At 70.1% G+C, this 15,053-nt stretch carries 15 protein-coding genes; 10 read left to right on the top strand and 5 right to left on the bottom strand.

Annotation, left to right across the window (positions count from 1 at the left end):
• Window positions 1–47 precede the first annotated feature (47 nt).
• The 9 genes from A6A25_RS00890 to A6A25_RS00850 all read left to right on the top strand — a co-directional run bounded on the left by A6A25_RS00890 (window position 48) and on the right by A6A25_RS00850 (window position 9,875).
• Window positions 48–1,268, top strand: a complete 1,221-nt coding sequence (locus A6A25_RS00890) for an NADP-dependent isocitrate dehydrogenase (protein WP_073885793.1) — start codon at window positions 48–50, stop codon at window positions 1,266–1,268.
• 172 nt (window positions 1,269–1,440) lie between these two features.
• The gene (locus A6A25_RS00885) at window positions 1,441–1,755 is read left to right on the top strand and encodes a hypothetical protein (RefSeq protein ID WP_143192902.1); all 315 of its coding nucleotides are present in this window, start codon (window positions 1,441–1,443) and stop codon (window positions 1,753–1,755) included.
• A 12-nt stretch (window positions 1,756–1,767) separates the two neighbouring features.
• Window positions 1,768–1,986, top strand: a complete 219-nt coding sequence (locus A6A25_RS00880) for a hypothetical protein (protein ID WP_073885791.1) — start codon at window positions 1,768–1,770, stop codon at window positions 1,984–1,986.
• 9 nt (window positions 1,987–1,995) lie between these two features.
• A complete protein-coding gene (locus A6A25_RS00875; protein ID WP_073885790.1) occupies window positions 1,996–2,790 on the top strand; it encodes an exodeoxyribonuclease III in 795 nt (264 codons plus the stop codon).
• Window positions 2,791–3,009: 219 nt separating this feature from the next.
• On the top strand, window positions 3,010–4,695 hold the full coding sequence (locus A6A25_RS00870; RefSeq protein ID WP_073885789.1) for a TIGR03767 family metallophosphoesterase: 1,686 nt from the start codon (window positions 3,010–3,012) through the stop codon (window positions 4,693–4,695).
• A gap of 81 nt (window positions 4,696–4,776) precedes the next feature.
• Complete coding sequence (locus tag A6A25_RS00865; RefSeq protein WP_073885788.1) at window positions 4,777–7,296, top strand: bifunctional FO biosynthesis protein CofGH; 2,520 nt, start codon at window positions 4,777–4,779, stop codon at window positions 7,294–7,296.
• Window positions 7,297–7,458: 162 nt separating this feature from the next.
• Entirely contained in the window at window positions 7,459–7,746 is a 288-nt protein-coding gene (locus A6A25_RS00860; protein WP_073885787.1) for a hypothetical protein, read from the top strand.
• A 70-nt stretch (window positions 7,747–7,816) separates the two neighbouring features.
• Window positions 7,817–8,839 (top strand): tryptophan--tRNA ligase, encoded by a 1,023-nt coding sequence (trpS, locus tag A6A25_RS00855; RefSeq protein ID WP_073886337.1) that lies wholly within the window; start codon window positions 7,817–7,819, stop codon window positions 8,837–8,839.
• A 64-nt stretch (window positions 8,840–8,903) separates the two neighbouring features.
• Window positions 8,904–9,875, top strand: a complete 972-nt coding sequence (locus A6A25_RS00850) for a YhjD/YihY/BrkB family envelope integrity protein (protein WP_073886336.1) — start codon at window positions 8,904–8,906, stop codon at window positions 9,873–9,875.
• Between the two features lie 3 nt (window positions 9,876–9,878).
• Here the strand turns inward: A6A25_RS00850 and A6A25_RS00845 are convergent, their stop codons facing one another.
• Window positions 9,879–10,223, bottom strand: a complete 345-nt coding sequence (locus A6A25_RS00845; RefSeq protein ID WP_073885786.1) for a hypothetical protein — start codon at window positions 10,221–10,223, stop codon at window positions 9,879–9,881.
• Window positions 10,224–10,248: 25 nt separating this feature from the next.
• On the bottom strand, window positions 10,249–10,494 hold the full coding sequence (locus A6A25_RS00840; protein WP_073885785.1) for an SCO4848 family membrane protein: 246 nt from the start codon (window positions 10,492–10,494) through the stop codon (window positions 10,249–10,251).
• A 60-nt stretch (window positions 10,495–10,554) separates the two neighbouring features.
• Between A6A25_RS00840 and A6A25_RS00835 the strand changes: the two genes are divergently transcribed.
• Entirely contained in the window at window positions 10,555–11,835 is a 1,281-nt protein-coding gene (locus A6A25_RS00835) for a D-alanyl-D-alanine carboxypeptidase family protein (protein ID WP_073885784.1), read from the top strand.
• Between the two features lie 230 nt (window positions 11,836–12,065).
• On the opposite strand, the gene A6A25_RS00830 is transcribed toward A6A25_RS00835, so the two are convergent.
• From A6A25_RS00830 to A6A25_RS00820, 3 genes are read right to left on the bottom strand one after another with little or no spacing between them, the layout of a single operon-like run.
• The gene (locus tag A6A25_RS00830) at window positions 12,066–12,863 is read right to left on the bottom strand and encodes a succinate dehydrogenase iron-sulfur subunit (RefSeq protein WP_073885783.1); all 798 of its coding nucleotides are present in this window, start codon (window positions 12,861–12,863) and stop codon (window positions 12,066–12,068) included.
• Window positions 12,863–14,614, bottom strand: coding sequence for a succinate dehydrogenase flavoprotein subunit (gene sdhA, locus A6A25_RS00825; protein ID WP_073885782.1), 1,752 nt, complete (start codon window positions 14,612–14,614; stop codon window positions 12,863–12,865). The genes A6A25_RS00830 and sdhA overlap by 1 nt, the downstream gene beginning before the upstream one ends.
• A 24-nt stretch (window positions 14,615–14,638) precedes the next feature.
• Window positions 14,639–15,052, bottom strand: a complete 414-nt coding sequence (locus tag A6A25_RS00820) for a succinate dehydrogenase hydrophobic membrane anchor subunit (protein ID WP_073885781.1) — start codon at window positions 15,050–15,052, stop codon at window positions 14,639–14,641.
• Window position 15,053: the final 1 nt, after the last annotated feature.

The following is a 15,053-nucleotide window of genomic DNA, read 5'->3' as shown; positions in this document are numbered from 1 at the left end:
CAGTACGCTTGTCTTGCTTGCATTGTCGCGAGAGGAGCGCCCTGAGTATGGGCAAGATCAAGGTTCAGGGGACCGTCGTCGAACTCGACGGCGACGAGATGACGCGGATCATCTGGCAGTTCATCAAGGACAAGCTGATCCACCCGTACCTGGACGTCAACCTCGAGTACTACGACCTGGGCATCGAGTACCGGGACGCGACCGACGACCAGGTCACGATCGACGCCGCGCACGCCATCAAGAAGCACGGCGTCGGCGTCAAGTGCGCCACCATCACGCCCGACGAGGCGCGGGTGGAGGAGTTCGGCCTGAAGAAGATGTGGGTCTCGCCGAACGGCACGATCCGCAACATCCTCGGCGGCGTGGTGTTCCGCGAGCCGATCATCATCTCCAACATCCCGCGGCTGGTGCCGGGCTGGACCAAGCCGATCATCATCGGCCGCCACGCCCACGGCGACCAGTACAAGGCGACCAACTTCAAGGTCCCCGGCGCGGGTGAGCTGACCATCACGTTCACGCCCGAGGACGGCTCCGAGCCGATCAAGCACGTGGTGGCCAACTACGGGCCCGACGGCGGCGTGGCCATGGGCATGTACAACTTCAACAAGTCCATCGAGGACTTCGCGCGCGCCTCGTTCTCGTACGGGTTGCAGCGCAACTACCCGGTGTACATGTCGACCAAGAACACCATCCTCAAGGCGTACGACGGTGCGTTCAAGGACATCTTCCAGAAGGTGTTCGAGGAGGAGTTCAAGGCGCAGTTCGACGCGGCGGGCCTGACCTACGAGCACCGCCTGATCGACGACATGGTGGCCGCCGCGATGAAGTGGGAGGGCGGCTACGTCTGGGCGTGCAAGAACTACGACGGTGACGTGCAGTCCGACACGGTCGCGCAGGGCTTCGGCTCGCTGGGCCTGATGACCTCGGTGCTGATGACGCCGGACGGCAAGACCGTCGAGGCCGAGGCCGCGCACGGCACGGTGACCCGGCACTACCGCCAGCACCAGGCGGGCAAGCCGACGTCCACCAACCCGATCGCGTCGATCTTCGCGTGGACCGGTGGCCTGAAGCACCGCGGCAAGCTGGACGGCACCCCGGAGGTGACGGGCTTCGCGGAGACGCTGGAGCAGGTCATCGTGGAGACCGTCGAGAGCGGCCGGATGACCAAGGACCTGGCCGTGCTGGTGAGCAAGGACCAGGAGTGGCTGACCACCGAGGACTTCCTCGGCACGCTGGACGAGAACCTGCAGAAGAAGATGGCCGGCTGACCACTTCTCCGGGGTTGGTGATCAGGGGACCGCCTGCGGGCGGTCCCCTGATCCGTTTCCGTGACGGCGTCACCCGTCCGGTTCCCCGGTGGGGTGGAATGTGCCCTCGGGCGGCTCCCGGCCACCTGGCACGCGCTATATCTGCACTTCAGCAGAGGTGTCGGGAGGCGTGATGTTCGGGATTCCGGTGCGCGGCATGGTCGTCGCGGGTGTGCTGGCGGCGGCCGGGTTGATGTACGTCGCCAACGAGGGCAAGAAGCTCGGGGTGGAGGAAGTCGCCGCCCGCGAGTGCAAGGTGACGGTGATCGCCGACATCCTCAACGTGCGCTCGGGGCCCGCCGACACCCAGCCGATCGTGGCGACCCTGCCGCGCGACGCGGTGGTGCGGGCGGAGCACCGGGTCGAGAACGGCTTCCGGCTGCTGTCGGACGGGCGTTGGGTGAAGGACGAGTTCGTGACGCCGACGTCGGACAGCGGCTGCACGTGATCTGATACGCGGATGTTCTTCAAGTGGCGGTCGTTCCGGCGTGGCGTGGTGACGTGCGCGTGCGAGCCGGAGTGGCCGGGTCTGCGCGCGGTGGTGGACGGGCACGAGGTGGCGGGGGTGCCGTCGCCGGAGGGCAGCAGCCCGCTGGTGCTGATGCTGGGCCTGTCCGCGTCCTGCACCGGTTGCGGCGCCGAATACCCGTACACCTGGGCGGTCGCCCCGCGCGGCTAGGCTGCCCCGGTGCTGACTGTCTCCACGATCAACGTCAACGGGCTGCGCGCCGCCGCGAAGAAGGGCTACCTGGAGTGGCTGGCCGCGACGGCGGCGGATGTCGTGTGCCTGCAGGAGGTCCGGGCCGAGCCCGGCCAGCTGCCGGACGAGGTGCGGTCGCCGGAGGGTTGGCACGTCGCGCACGCGTACTCGGAGGTCAAGGGGCGCAACGGGGTCGCGGTGCTGACGCGCGAGGCGCCGCAGGCCGTGCGGATCGGGTTCGGCGTGGCGGAGTTCGAGCACTCGGGTCGGTACGTCGAGGTGGAGCTGGCCGACGTCGTGGTGGCGTCGCTGTACCTGCCCAGCGGTGACGTCGGCACGCCGAGGCAGGACGAGAAGGACCGGTTCATGGCCGCGTTCCTGCCGTACCTGGTGGAGTTGCGCGACAAAGCCGCCGCCGACGGGCGCGAGGTGCTGGTGTGTGGCGACTGGAACATCGCCCACCGGCCCGAGGACCTGAAGGCGTGGAAGACGAACCAGAAGTCATCGGGCTTCCTGCCGGAGGAGCGCGCCTGGCTGGACCGCGTCTTCGGCGAGGCCCGCTACGTCGACGTGGTCCGCTCCCTCCACCCGGACGTGGCAGGGCCGTACACCTGGTGGTCCTACCGCGGCAAGGCGTTCGACAACGACTCGGGCTGGCGCATCGATCTCCACGTCGCCACCGAAGCCTTGGCGCGGACCGCGACCTCCGCCGTGGTCGAGCGGGCCGCCACCTACTCCGAACGCTGGTCCGACCACGCCCCCGTGACGGTCGTCTACGGCTGACCCCCGCGCGTGTCCTACGTTCAGAACGCGCGTGTCCTACGTTCGGGACCCCCGAGTTCAACGCTCAGGACGCCCGGTCGCGGTGAAGTCGTTGCGGGGCAACGGAACCGATCCACCCGACGATCGACTTCGCTCGTTCGGCCGCACTTCATCCCGAGTTCGTGACGCGCTTCCCGGTTCGTGAGAACTTTTCACCTAACCGAGACACGGGAGCGTTCGATGGGGATCAGCCGGCGGCGTTTCTTCCAGGCGACGGGTGCGGCGGGTGCGGTGCTGCTGTGGGGTGGGCCCGCCTGGGCGGCCACCACCGACACGACGTTGGACGTCGCCGCGACGGCGGTCGGCACCACGGGCTACCGAAGGTTGCAGGCCGGACCCGGCTGGCCGTTGGTGGTCCGGTCCGACCTGGCCACGCCGGGCGCGGGGCGGGCGGACCGGCGCACGCCGCTGGCCTGCTTCGTCCAGTTCACCGACATGCACATGGTCGACACGCAGAGCCCGGCCCGCTTCGAGTACACCCACCCGCTGCTGGGTGCCGGTGCCTTCCGCGCGCACGAAACGCTGGCGCAGCACACGTCGACCGCCCTGGTGAACAAGGTCAACACCATCCGCACCGGGCCGTTCACGAACCGCCCGATCGACTTCATGATGACCACGGGCGACAACACCGACAACCACGAACTGGTCGAGCTGGACTGGTTCCTCACCGTCCTCAACGGCGGCCGGATCACCGCCAACACCGGCGACCCCGCCCGCTACGAAGGCGTGCAGGACTCCGGCGTCACGGCCTACTGGAACCCGCACTCCACCCTCCTGGACGACTACAAGGCCAAGGGCTTCCCCCACCTGCCGGGCCTGCTCGACGCCGCCATCCGCCCGTTCGACAGCCCCGGCCTGCGCATCCCCTGGTACTGCACGTTCGGCAACCACGACGACAGCGTGGTCGGCTCCCTGCCCGACGGCCTCCCGATCATCGACGGCCTCTACACCTCGAACCGCAAGATCATGGGCTTCGCGGACGCACAGGCGCAGCGGCTCGCCAGGGCCATGACCGACCCGGCGCACGTGCTCGACGCGGCGGCCGTCGTCGCCGAGGGCGGGCTGGTCCGCACGGTCACCCCGGACGCCCGCCGCCGCCCGTTCACCACCGCCGAGTTCGTCCAGGCCCACCTCGACCCGCGCCACACCGGTCCCGGGCCGCACGGCCACGGCTTCACCCAGGACAACGCCGACGGCGTGGACGTCTTCTACACGTTCCCGATCGCGCCCGGCGTCACGGGCGTCAGCCTCGACACCACGACCACCGCGGGCTTCGCCGACGGCTCGATCGGCCTGCACCAGTACCTCTGGCTGGAGCGCACCCTCAAGCGCGGCAGCGCCCGCTACTACGACGTGTTCGGCTTCCGGCACCGCCAGGACGTCACCGACGAGCTGTTCATCCTGTTCAGCCACCACACGAGCTGGACCATGGGCAACGTCCTGCCCGACCGCCGCCGCCCGCTCGACCCGCGGCTGGACGGCAAGGCCCTGGTCGACCTCCTCGGCCGGTTCCCGAACGTCGTCGCCTGGGTCAACGGCCACACCCACGAGAACCGGATCGTCCCGCACGGCACGGGCGACCGCGCGTTCTGGGAGATCAACACCGCCGCGCACGTCGACCACCCGCAGCACGCCCGGATCATCGAGCTGGCGGACAACGGCGACGGCACGCTGTCGCTGTTCACGACGCTGGTCGAGGGTGACGCGCCCTACCAGGCCGACTACGACGACTTCTCACCGCGCGGCCTGGCCTCGCTGGCCCGCGAGTTCGCGTGCAACGACCCGCACGCGAACGCGGCCGCGGTCGGCGCGGTGACCGACCGCAACACCGAGCTGCTCGTGGCCGGCCGGGCGCCCGTGCGGTAGCGCCACCGTGACCCGACTGCGCTGCGTGTCGGACGTCACACTGGTCGTGATCAGGAATTTTCCACCCCTAATGTCGTTGTCGTGGCCCTGGACATCTCGATCACCCCGCCGGAACCGCCGCCCAGCGCATCGGCGATGCGACGTGCGTTGCGCCGTGCCGCCGACGGCGCGGTGCTCGACGCCACCGAAGCCGCCGTGCTGCTGCACGCCCGCGGTGACGACCTGGAGGAGTTGCTGGCCGCGGCGGGCCGCGTCCGTGACGCCCACCTGCTGGCGGAAGGGCGGCCGGGTGTCGTCACCTACAGCCGCAACGCCTTCATCCCGCTGACCCGCCTGTGCCGCGACCGCTGCCACTACTGCACGTTCGCCACGGTCCCGCACAAGCTGCCCGCCGCGTTCCTGGAGCGGGACGAGGTGCTGGACATCGCCCGCCGGGCCGCCGCCCAGGGCTGCAAGGAAGCCCTCTTCACGCTCGGCGACCGGCCCGAGGAACGGTGGCCGCAGGCGCGCGAGTGGCTGGAGGCGCGCGGCTACTCGTCCACGTTGGACTACGTGCGGGCCAGCGCGATCGCCGTGCTGGAGGAGACCGGCCTGCTGCCGCACCTCAACCCCGGCGTGCTGAGCTGGGAGGAGCTGCAGCGGCTGCGGCCGGTCGCGGCCAGCATGGGGATGATGCTGGAGACCACGGCCGAGCGGTTGTGGTCGCAGAAGGGCGGCCCGCACTACGGCAGCCCCGACAAGGAGCCCGCGGTCCGGCTGCGGGTGCTCACCGACGCGGGCCGGGTGAACGTGCCGTTCACCACCGGGATCCTGATCGGCATCGGCGAGACGCTCACCGAGCGCGCCGAGTCCCTGCTGGCCATGCGCGGTGTCGCGCGCCAGTACGGGCACATCCAGGAAGTGATCATCCAGAACTTCCGGGCGAAGCCGGACACCGCGATGCGCGGCATGCCCGACGCCGACCTGCACGAGCTGGCGGCCACGATCGCGGTGGCGCGGCTGGTCATGCCGTCGTCCACGAGCGTGCAGGCACCGCCGAACCTCGTCGGCGGCGAGTTCGACCTGATGCTGCGCGCGGGCATCGACGACTGGGGCGGCGTGTCGCCCGTGACGCCGGACCACGTCAACCCCGAGCGGCCGTGGCCGCAGGTCGACGCGCTGGCCGGGCACACCCGCGCGGCCGGGTTCGAGCTGGGCGAACGCCTCGCGGTCTACCCGCGGTACGTGACCGCGCCCGCCGGGCAGTGGATCGACACCCGGCTCACCGCGCACGTGTCCGCGTTGGCGCGGCCCGACGGGTTGGCCGAGCCGGACGCCCCGGTGGTCGGCCGCGAGTGGCAGGAACCCGACGGCGGCCTGGACACCTACGGTCGTGCCGACCTGCACACCGCCATCGACACCGAGGGCCGCACCGAGGACCGGCGCGGCGACTTCGACAGCGTCTACGGCGACTGGGCGTCGTTGACCGTCCCCAAGGCCGTCGAACGGCTGCCCGAGGACACCGCCCGTGCCCTCAAGCTGGCCGCCGACAGCCCCGAGAAGCTCCTGGACGACACGGACGCGGCCATGGCGCTGCTGACCGCGGACGGCGCGGCGCTGGAGACCATGGCCCGGCTCGCCGACGAGCTGCGCGCCGAGGTGGTCGGCGACGACGTCACCTACGTGGTCAACCGCAACATCAACTTCTCCAACGTCTGCTACGTCGGCTGCCGGTTCTGTGCGTTCGCCCAGCGCGAGCGCGACGCCGACGCGTTCCGGCTGTCGGTGGCCGAGGTCGCCGACCGCGCGCAGGAGGCGTGGGACGCGGGCGCCACCGAGGTCTGCATGCAGGGCGGCATCGACCCGAAGCTGCCGGTCACCTACTACGCCGACGTCGTGCGGGCGATCAAGGTCAGGGTGCCCGGCATGCACGTGCACGCGTTCAGCCCGATGGAGGTCGTCGCCGCGGCGGCCAAGGCGGGCGTGAGCGTGCGCGAGTGGCTGACCGAGCTGCGCGACGCGGGCCTGGACACGATCCCCGGCACCGCCGCCGAGATCCTCGACGACGACGTGCGCTGGGTGCTGACCAAGGGCAAGCTGCCCGCCGCCACCTGGCTGGACGTGGTCGCCACCGCGCACGAGGTGGGCATCCGCTCGTCGTCCACGATGATGTACGGCCACGTGGACCACCCCGGCCACTGGCTCGGCCACTTCCGCGCGCTGGCGGCCCTCCAGGACCGCACGGGCGGGCTCACCGAGTTCGTCGGCCTGCCGTTCGTGCACCGCAACGCGCCGATCTACCTGGCGGGCGTGGCCCGTCCCGGCCCGACCCGGCGCGACAACCGGGCCGTGCACGCGTTCGCCCGCCTGGCCCTGCACGGCCGCGTGGCCAACATCCAGTGCTCGTGGGTCAAGCTGGGCGACGAGGGCACCGCCGAGGTGCTCCGCGGCGGTGCGAACGACCTGGGCGGCACGCTCATGGAGGAGACCATCAGCCGCATGGCGGGCTCCGAGCACGGCTCCGCCCGCACGGCCGAGCAGCTGCACGCCACGGCGGCCTTGGCGGGTCGCCCGGCCCGGCAGCGCACTACGACATATGGCCGAGTGGACGCCCTAAGGTAACCCCCTGCGGGGAGGGGTGAGCGCGGCGGTGGTTAGTCTGCCGCCGGTCGCGTTCAGCCGAACCGGGCACGCCAGTCCCACAGCTTCGGTAGGTTCGCGGCCGTCCGTCAACAAGGTTCACTCCTCCGTGGAGTGGCACGGTGTTGGTGAGGAGGCTGGGCGGTGCGCGGTCGCGGTGCGGTCCTGGGTCTGGTCCTGGGCGCGGCGTCTTCCCTGGTCGTCGAAGGTGTCGCGGTGGCGGCCGACGGCGCGGTGGCGGCTCCGGTCTCCCTCGATGCGCCGGTCGGCATCGCCGCGGTGGCGTTCGGCGCGATCGGCCTGGTGTTCGGCCTGGTCCGCCGGCGCAGGGCCGCGGTGGTGCGCACGGCGGCCAACGAGCCCGTCGCCCCTCAGCCGACCGTCGGCGGCGACAGCGCGCCCGAGGTGCGGCCCGCCACCACCGGGGTCTGATCGACCTGGGAGAATCGTCGGCGTGGCCGTCGAAAACTCCGCTGAGAACGCCGCAGGCGAGGCCGTCGGCCTGCCTGCCGAGAACCCGGCTCCGGTGAGCCGCCCCCGCGTGCTGTCCGGCATCCAGCCGACCGCGGGCTCGTTCCACCTCGGCAACTACCTCGGCGCGATCCGCCAGTGGGTGGCGCTGCAGGAGACGCACGACGCGTTCTACTGCGTCGTCGACCTGCACGCGATCACCGTCGAGCAGGACCCCAAGGTGCTGCGGCAGAACACCCGGGTGTCGGCCGCGCAGCTGCTCGCGCTGGGCATCGACCCGGACCGCTCGGCGCTGTTCGTGCAGTCGCACGTGCCCGAGCACGCGCAGCTCGGCTGGGTCCTGCAGTGCCTGACCGGGTTCGGTGAGGCCAGCCGGATGACCCAGTTCAAGGACAAGTCCGCTCGACAGGAGACGGGTGTCGGCGTCGGCCTGTTCACCTACCCGATCCTGCAGGCCGCGGACATCCTGCTGTACCAGGCGCACCACGTGCCGGTCGGCGAGGACCAGCGCCAGCACCTGGAGCTGACCCGCGACCTCGCGCAGCGGTTCAACACCCGCTACGGCAAGACGTTCCGGCTGCCCGAGCCCTACATCGTCAAGGACACCGCCAAGATCTACGACCTGCAGGACCCGACGTCGAAGATGTCGAAGTCCGTGCCGGCGGGCGTGGTGGAGCTGCTGGAGGACCCGAAGCGGTCGGCCAAGAAGATCCGCTCGGCGGTCACCGACACCGGCCGCGAGATCGTCTACGACCCCGAGCACAAGGCCGGCGTGAGCAACCTGCTGGTCATCTACTCCGCGCTGACCGGGCGTTCGGTGGAGTCGCTGGTCGCCGACTACGACGGCAAGGGCTACGGGGACCTGAAGAAGGACCTCGGCGAGGTGTTCACCGAGTTCGTCACGCCGGTGCGGGCGCGGGTGGCCGAGTACCTGGACGACCGGGCCGAGCTGGACAAGGTGCTGGCGCGGGGTGCGGAACGGGCGCGTTCGGTGGCGGCGAGGACGCTGGCCAGGGCGTACGACCGGATCGGGTTCCTGCCGACTGGCGAGTGATCACCGCACGGGCTAGTTTTTCCTGGTGGCGGACAACGCTGGCACGGGGTCGAAGCTCGACCGGATGCGCCGGGAACGGCCGTGGCTGGACCACCTGTTCCGCGCCGCCGCTCGCTACACCGAGAGCTACGGCGCGCACTACGCGGCGGCGGTGACGTACTTCAGCGTGCTGTCGCTGGTGCCGATGCTGATGATCGGCTTCGCGGTCGCCGGTTTCATCCTCGTCTCGCAGCCGCGGCTGCTGGACGAGCTGAAGGTCTCCATCGCCGAGGCGGTGCCGGGCGCGCTCGGCAACACCATCAACGAGGTGGTGGAGGAGGCCATCACGTCCAAGGGCACGGTCGGTGTGCTCGGCCTGCTGGCCGCCGTCTACTCCGGCTACGGGTGGATGAGCAACCTCCGCGACGCGCTGACCGCGCAGTGGGGGCACCCGAAGGAAGACCTGCCTTTACTCAAGACGGCGTTGAAGGACCTGCTGGCGCTGCTGGGCCTCGGCGCGGCGCTCGTGGTGTCGTTCGGCCTCACGGCGGCGGGCGGCGGGCTGGCGGAGCTGGTGCTGCGGTGGGTGGGCCTGGACGGTGTCGGGTGGGCCGAGGCGCTGCTGAAGGTCGGCACGATAATGCTCGGCCTGGTGGCGAACTGGCTGGTGTTCCTCTGGGTGCTCGCCAAGCTGCCGCGCAAGCCGTTCAGCCTGCGCAGCGCGGCCAAGGGCGCCGCCGCCGCCGCGATCGTGTTCGAGGTGCTCAAGCAGGGCGGGACGCTCTACCTGAGCACCGTCACGTCGTCGCCGGCGGGTGCGGCGTTCGGGCCGATCATCGGTGTGCTGTTCTTCGCGAACCTGGTGGCGCAGTCGCTGCTGTTCATCACGGCCTGGACCGCCACCGCGCGGGAGAACCTGCTGCGCGACGCACCCGAACCGCCGCCTCCCGCCGTGATCCGGCCCGTGGTCGAGGTCCGGTCGGGACCCAGCCCCCGCGCCGCCGCGGGACTCGTCGGCGCGGGGCTGCTGCTGGGTGCGTTGTTCCGGCGCAGGTGAGGCTCAGGTCCAGAAGACGGCGAGGCCGACGTTCAGCACGACCAGACCGGCCAGCGCCGGGGTGAGCCAGGCGGCGGGCTTCTTCTTCAGGTTGACCGCCACCAGCGCCGCGATGACGACCAGGACCAGCAGTTTCACGCCGATCTTGATGTCGTTGTAGTCCTGGTCGGTGAGCGGGGCCAGGCCCATCAGCGCCACGCCCGTCAGCAGCTGCAGCGCGCTGCCGTGCAGCCAGCCCTTGTTCAGCGGCGCGTCGGCCCCCGTCCGGCGCTGGACGAAGAACATCGCGATCAGCATGCCCATGCCGAGCAGGTGCAGGAACACCAGCAGTAGGCGCACGAACTCCACGGCGGAGCCTCCAGGTGTGGTGGGTTCAGTCTGTCTTGGTGCTTCGGCCGCTCCTGGCCGCGCGCAGCCCGCGCACGCCCAACACGCCGATGATCGTGCCGAATGTGAGCGACGCGACAATCAGCAGCAGGTGGACGGTGAAGAACGTGGTCGGGCCGCTGTCCCACGAACGGGGGTCCTTCCAGATGTTGCGCAGGAAGTTCGGCCAGAGCAGCCAGGACCACACCCCGAAGGCAAGCAGGAACACGGACGTGCCGCGGGAGAGCTTCACCGGAGCAGTATCCGACGTGGCGGGTGCAGGTCACTCATCCGGGGTGGATAGCCTGGGCGGGTGCGTTCCCCCGCGTTCCGACGGCCCGTTGCCCTGGTCCTGGCTGCTTGCGCGCTGATGACCGGCGTGTCGACCGTGGCCGCACCGCTCGCGGCGGCCCAGCCGGCCTGCGAGAACAAGGTGTCACCGCCCCCGGCGGTCGACGCGTCCGAAGAGGTTGCGCCGGGTGAGAAGCCCCCGCCACCATTGGAGGTACCCGAGAGTCCGATCGGGGGACAGCGCCTCGGTGAGTGCGGCCTGGTGCTGCCGCCGAACGCGCCTGTGCCGCCGGACGGCATCACGGCCAAGAGCTGGCTGCTGGCCGACATGGACAGCGGCGCCGTGCTCGCGGCCGTCGACCCGCACGGCAGGCAGCGGCCCGCGTCGGTGATCAAGGTGCTGCTGGCCATGGTGGTGGCCAAGGAGCTGCCGCTCAACGCCACGGTGGCGGCGACACCGGAGGACATCGCGCAGGAGTGCACGTGCATCGGGCTGCGCAACGGCCGTGAGTACACCGTCGAGCAGCTGCTCCAGGCGCTGGTGATGGCGTCGGGCAACGACGTGGCGCACGCGCTGGCCCGTCGGCTGGGCGGGGTGCCGTCGGCGATCCGGAAGATGAACGCCCTGGCGGCCGAGCTGGGCGCGCTGGACACGCGGGCCGTGACGCCGTCCGGGCTGGACGCGCCGGGCACGTCGACGTCGGCGTACGACGTGGCGTTGATCTACCGCGAGGCGATGAAGTACCCGGACTTCGTCAAGGCCGTGATGACGCGGCGGATCGACTTCCCGGCACCCAACGGCGGGACCGTGCCGATCGTCAACGACAACAAGCTGCTGACCACGTACCAGGGCGCGTTGGGCGGCAAGTCGGGGTTCACCGACGACGCCCAGCACACCTACGTCGGTGCGGCCGAGCGCAACGGCAAGCGGCTCGTCGTCGTGCTGCTGCGCGGGCAGCAGCAGCCGACCAGGATGACCGACCAGGCGGTCCGCCTGCTCGACTACGGCTTCGCCCTGGCACCGGCCGCGTCCGGCAACCCGGTGGGCAGGCTGGTCGAGGGCGCGCCGCAGGTGAAGAAGAAGACCACCGAGCCCCGGCCGACGCCGACCAGCGCGGGTGTCGGCGAGGTGGCCAACTCCACGCCGGACGGCACCCAACCCTCCGCGATGCAGACGGCGTTCGGCAACGTGGGCGGCCCGATCACCGCCATCGCCGGCCTGGGCCTGGTCCTCGCCCTGCTGATGTACCTGCGCAGCCGCCGCGCCAAGGCCGCCCGCGCCGCCCGCCAACAACCCTCCTAACCCGAGAGTCGAACCTTCAGGTCCCGTGTGTCGAACGCTCAGGACCGCTGAATTCAACGCTCAGGACGCACGGGAGGTCGCCCCATGCCGTCCTGAGCGTTGAATTCGGGGTACCTGAGCGTTCGACTCTCGGGCGCTGAGTGTTCGACACACGGGACCTGAGCGTTCGACACGCGGGATGGGGAGGCCCTCGGACGGAGTCCGGGGGCCGGAGGCGGAGGTGGGTGGGGTCAGACGCGCTTGAAGAGGAGGGCGCGTTTGACTTCCTGGATGGCCTTGGTGACCTGGATGCCGCGGGGGCAGGCGTCGGTGCAGTTGAACGTCGTGCGGCAGCGCCACACGCCGTCCACGTCGTTGAGGATGTCCAGCCGCTCCTCGGAGCCCTCGTCACGGCTGTCGAAGATGAACCTGTGCGCGTTCACGATCGCCGCCGGGCCGAAGTAGGACCCCTCGGTCCAGTACACCGGGCACGACGTGGTGCACGCCGCGCACAGGATGCACTTGGTGGTGTCGTCGAACCGCTCGCGGTCGGCGATGGACTGGATCCGCTCGCGCGTCGGCTCGTTGCCGTACGTGATGAGGTACGGCTTGACCGCCTTGAACGCCTCGAAGAACGGCTCCATGTCGACCAGCAGGTCCTTGTGGACCGGCAGCCCCTTGATGGGCTCGATGGTGATCGTGGTCGGCTTGCCGCCGCCCGCCAGCAGGTCCTTCAGCAGCACCTTGCACGCCAGCCGGTTCACGCCGTTGATGCGCATGGCGTCCGACCCGCAGATGCCGTGCGCGCACGACCGGCGGAACGTCAGCGTCCCGTCGATGTACCACTTCACGTAGTGCAGCAGGTTCAGCACGCGGTCCGACGGCAGGGCCGGGATCTCGAACGAGTCCCAGCGCGGCCCAGCGGACGACTCATCAGTGTCGAACTCCGGGTTGAACCGGCGCACCTTCAGGGTGACGGTGATCGCGCCGTCCGGCACGGGGGGCTGGTTCCCGCGCGAGCCGGTGGACACTTCAGCGGTAGCGGTCATCAGTACTTGCGCTCCATCGGCTGGTACCGGGTGAACGTCACGGGCTTGTAGTCGAGCCGGATGTCGGCCAGCAAGCCGTCGCCCTGCTTGTAGTACATGCTGTGGCGCATGAAGTTCGTGTCGTCGCGGTTGGGGTAGTCCTCGCGCGCGTGACCGCCGCGGGACTCCTTGCGCGCCAGCGCGCCCACGACCAGGACCTCGGCCAGCTCCAGGAGGAAGCCCAGCTCGACGGCTTCCAGGAGGTCGGTGTTGAACCGCTTCCCCTTGTCCTGCACGGTGATCCGCGAGTACCGCTCCTTCAACGCCTGCACGTCGTGCAGCGCCTGCTTGAGCGTGTCCTCGGTGCGGTACACCGACGCGTTGGCGTCCATCGTGGCCTGCAGCTCGGTGCGGATGTCCGCCACCCGCTCCTCGCCGTGCTCGGACAGCACCAGCGCCACCTGCGCCTCGACGGCCGCGGCGGGGTTCTCCGGCAGCTCCACGTGCTCGTGGGACAACGCGTACTCGGCGGCGGCGATGCCCGCGCGGCGGCCGAACACGTTGATGTCCAGCAACGAGTTGGTGCCGAGCCGGTTCGCGCCGTGCACGGACACGCACGCGCACTCACCGGCGGCGTACAGGCCGGGGACGACGTTGTCGTTGTCCCGCAACACCTCGCCGTGCACGTTGGTCGGGATGCCACCCATCGCGTAGTGCGCGGTCGGGTAGACCGGCACCGGCTCCTTCACCGGGTCGACCGCGAGGTACGTGCGGGCGAACTCGGTGATGTCGGGCAGCTTCGTCTCCAGCACCTCGGCGCCCAGGTGCGTGCAGTCCAGCAGCACGTAGTCCTTGTTCGGACCGGCACCGCGGCCTTCCAGCACCTCCAGGGCCATCGAGCGGGCGACGATGTCGCGCGGCGCGAGGTCCTTGATGGTGGGTGCGTAGCGCTCCATGAACCGCTCGCCGGAGGCGTTGCGCAGGATCGCGCCCTCACCGCGGGCGCCCTCCGTCAGCAGGATGCCCAGGCCCGCGAGGCCGGTCGGGTGGAACTGGTAGAACTCCATGTCCTCCAGCGGCAGGCCCTTGCGGAACACGATGCCCATGCCGTCGCCGGTCAGCGTGTGCGCGTTGGACGTGGTCTTGAAGACCTTGCCGAAGCCGCCGGTGGCGAACACCACGGACTTGGCCTGGAACACGTGGATCTCGCCGGTCGCCAGCTCGTAGGCCACCGCGCCGGTGCACACCGGGCCGTCCTCGGTCTCGGTCAGGCAGATGTCGAGGACGTAGAACTCGTTGAAGAACTCGATGCCGTGCTTGACGCAGTTCTGGTACAGCGTCTGCAGGATCATGTGGCCGGTGCGGTCGGCCGCGTAGCACGCCCGGCGCACGGCCGCCTCGCCGTGGTTGCGGGTGTGGCCGCCGAACCGCCGCTGGTCGATCTTGCCCTCGGGCGTGCGGTTGAACGGCAGGCCCATCTTCTCCAGGTCGAGGACCGCGTCGATGGCCTCCTTCGCCATGATCTCGGCGGCGTCCTGGTCGACCAGGTAGTCACCGCCCTTGATCGTGTCGAAGGTGTGCCACTCCCAGTTGTCCTCCTCCACGTTCGCCAGCGCGGCGCACATGCCGCCCTGCGCGGCGCCCGTGTGGGAACGCGTGGGGTAGAGCTTGGTGAGCACCGCCGTGCGGGCGCGCTGGCCGGACTCGATCGCCGCGCGCATCCCGGCGCCACCCGCGCCGATGATGACGACGTCGTACTTGTGGAACTGCATGTCTTGAGTACTCCCCGCGGCGGGTCAGTCGGTGATGTTCGGGTCGAAGGTGAAGATCACGTACGTGCCGAGGGCGATGATCAGCACCATCGAGACGTAGAGCAGCACCTTGAGCCAGAACCGGGTCGCGTCCTTGCGGGCGTAGTCGTTGATCACGGTGCGCAGGCCGTTGCCGCCGTGGATCTGGGCCAGCCACAGCATCGCCAGGTCCCAGAACTGCCAGAACGGCGAGGCCCAGCGGCCCGCGACGAAGCCGAAGTTGATGCGGTGCACACCGCCGTCGAGGATGTTCATGATGAACAGGTGCCCGAGCACCAGCACCACCAGCGCGACGCCCGAGATGCGCATGAACAGCCAGCTGTACAGCTCGAAGTTGCTGCGGCGGGCGGCGGGGCGGCGCGGCGAGCGCGGCTTGTCGAGGGTCAGGGATTCGCTCATG

Source organism: Saccharothrix sp. CB00851, assembly GCF_001905065.1.
GTDB lineage: Bacteria > Actinomycetota > Actinomycetes > Mycobacteriales > Pseudonocardiaceae > Actinosynnema.
Note: the sequence above shows the minus strand (reverse complement) of the source record. Positions and strands in the feature narration are given on the sequence as shown.

Coding starts and splice junctions, on each gene's coding strand:
- A6A25_RS00890 (WP_073885793.1), top strand. CDS start 48: ATGGGCAAGATCAAGGTTCAGGGGACCGTCGTCGAACTCGACGGCGAC.
- A6A25_RS00885 (WP_143192902.1), top strand. CDS start 1,441: ATGTTCGGGATTCCGGTGCGCGGCATGGTCGTCGCGGGTGTGCTGGCG.
- A6A25_RS00880 (WP_073885791.1), top strand. CDS start 1,768: ATGTTCTTCAAGTGGCGGTCGTTCCGGCGTGGCGTGGTGACGTGCGCG.
- A6A25_RS00870 (WP_073885789.1), top strand. CDS start 3,010: ATGGGGATCAGCCGGCGGCGTTTCTTCCAGGCGACGGGTGCGGCGGGT.
- A6A25_RS00850 (WP_073886336.1), top strand. CDS start 8,904: ATGCGCCGGGAACGGCCGTGGCTGGACCACCTGTTCCGCGCCGCCGCT.
- A6A25_RS00830 (WP_073885783.1), bottom strand. CDS start 12,863: ATGACCGCTACCGCTGAAGTGTCCACCGGCTCGCGCGGGAACCAGCCC.
- sdhA (WP_073885782.1), bottom strand. CDS start 14,614: ATGCAGTTCCACAAGTACGACGTCGTCATCATCGGCGCGGGTGGCGCC.
- A6A25_RS00820 (WP_073885781.1), bottom strand. CDS start 15,052: ATGAGCGAATCCCTGACCCTCGACAAGCCGCGCTCGCCGCGCCGCCCC.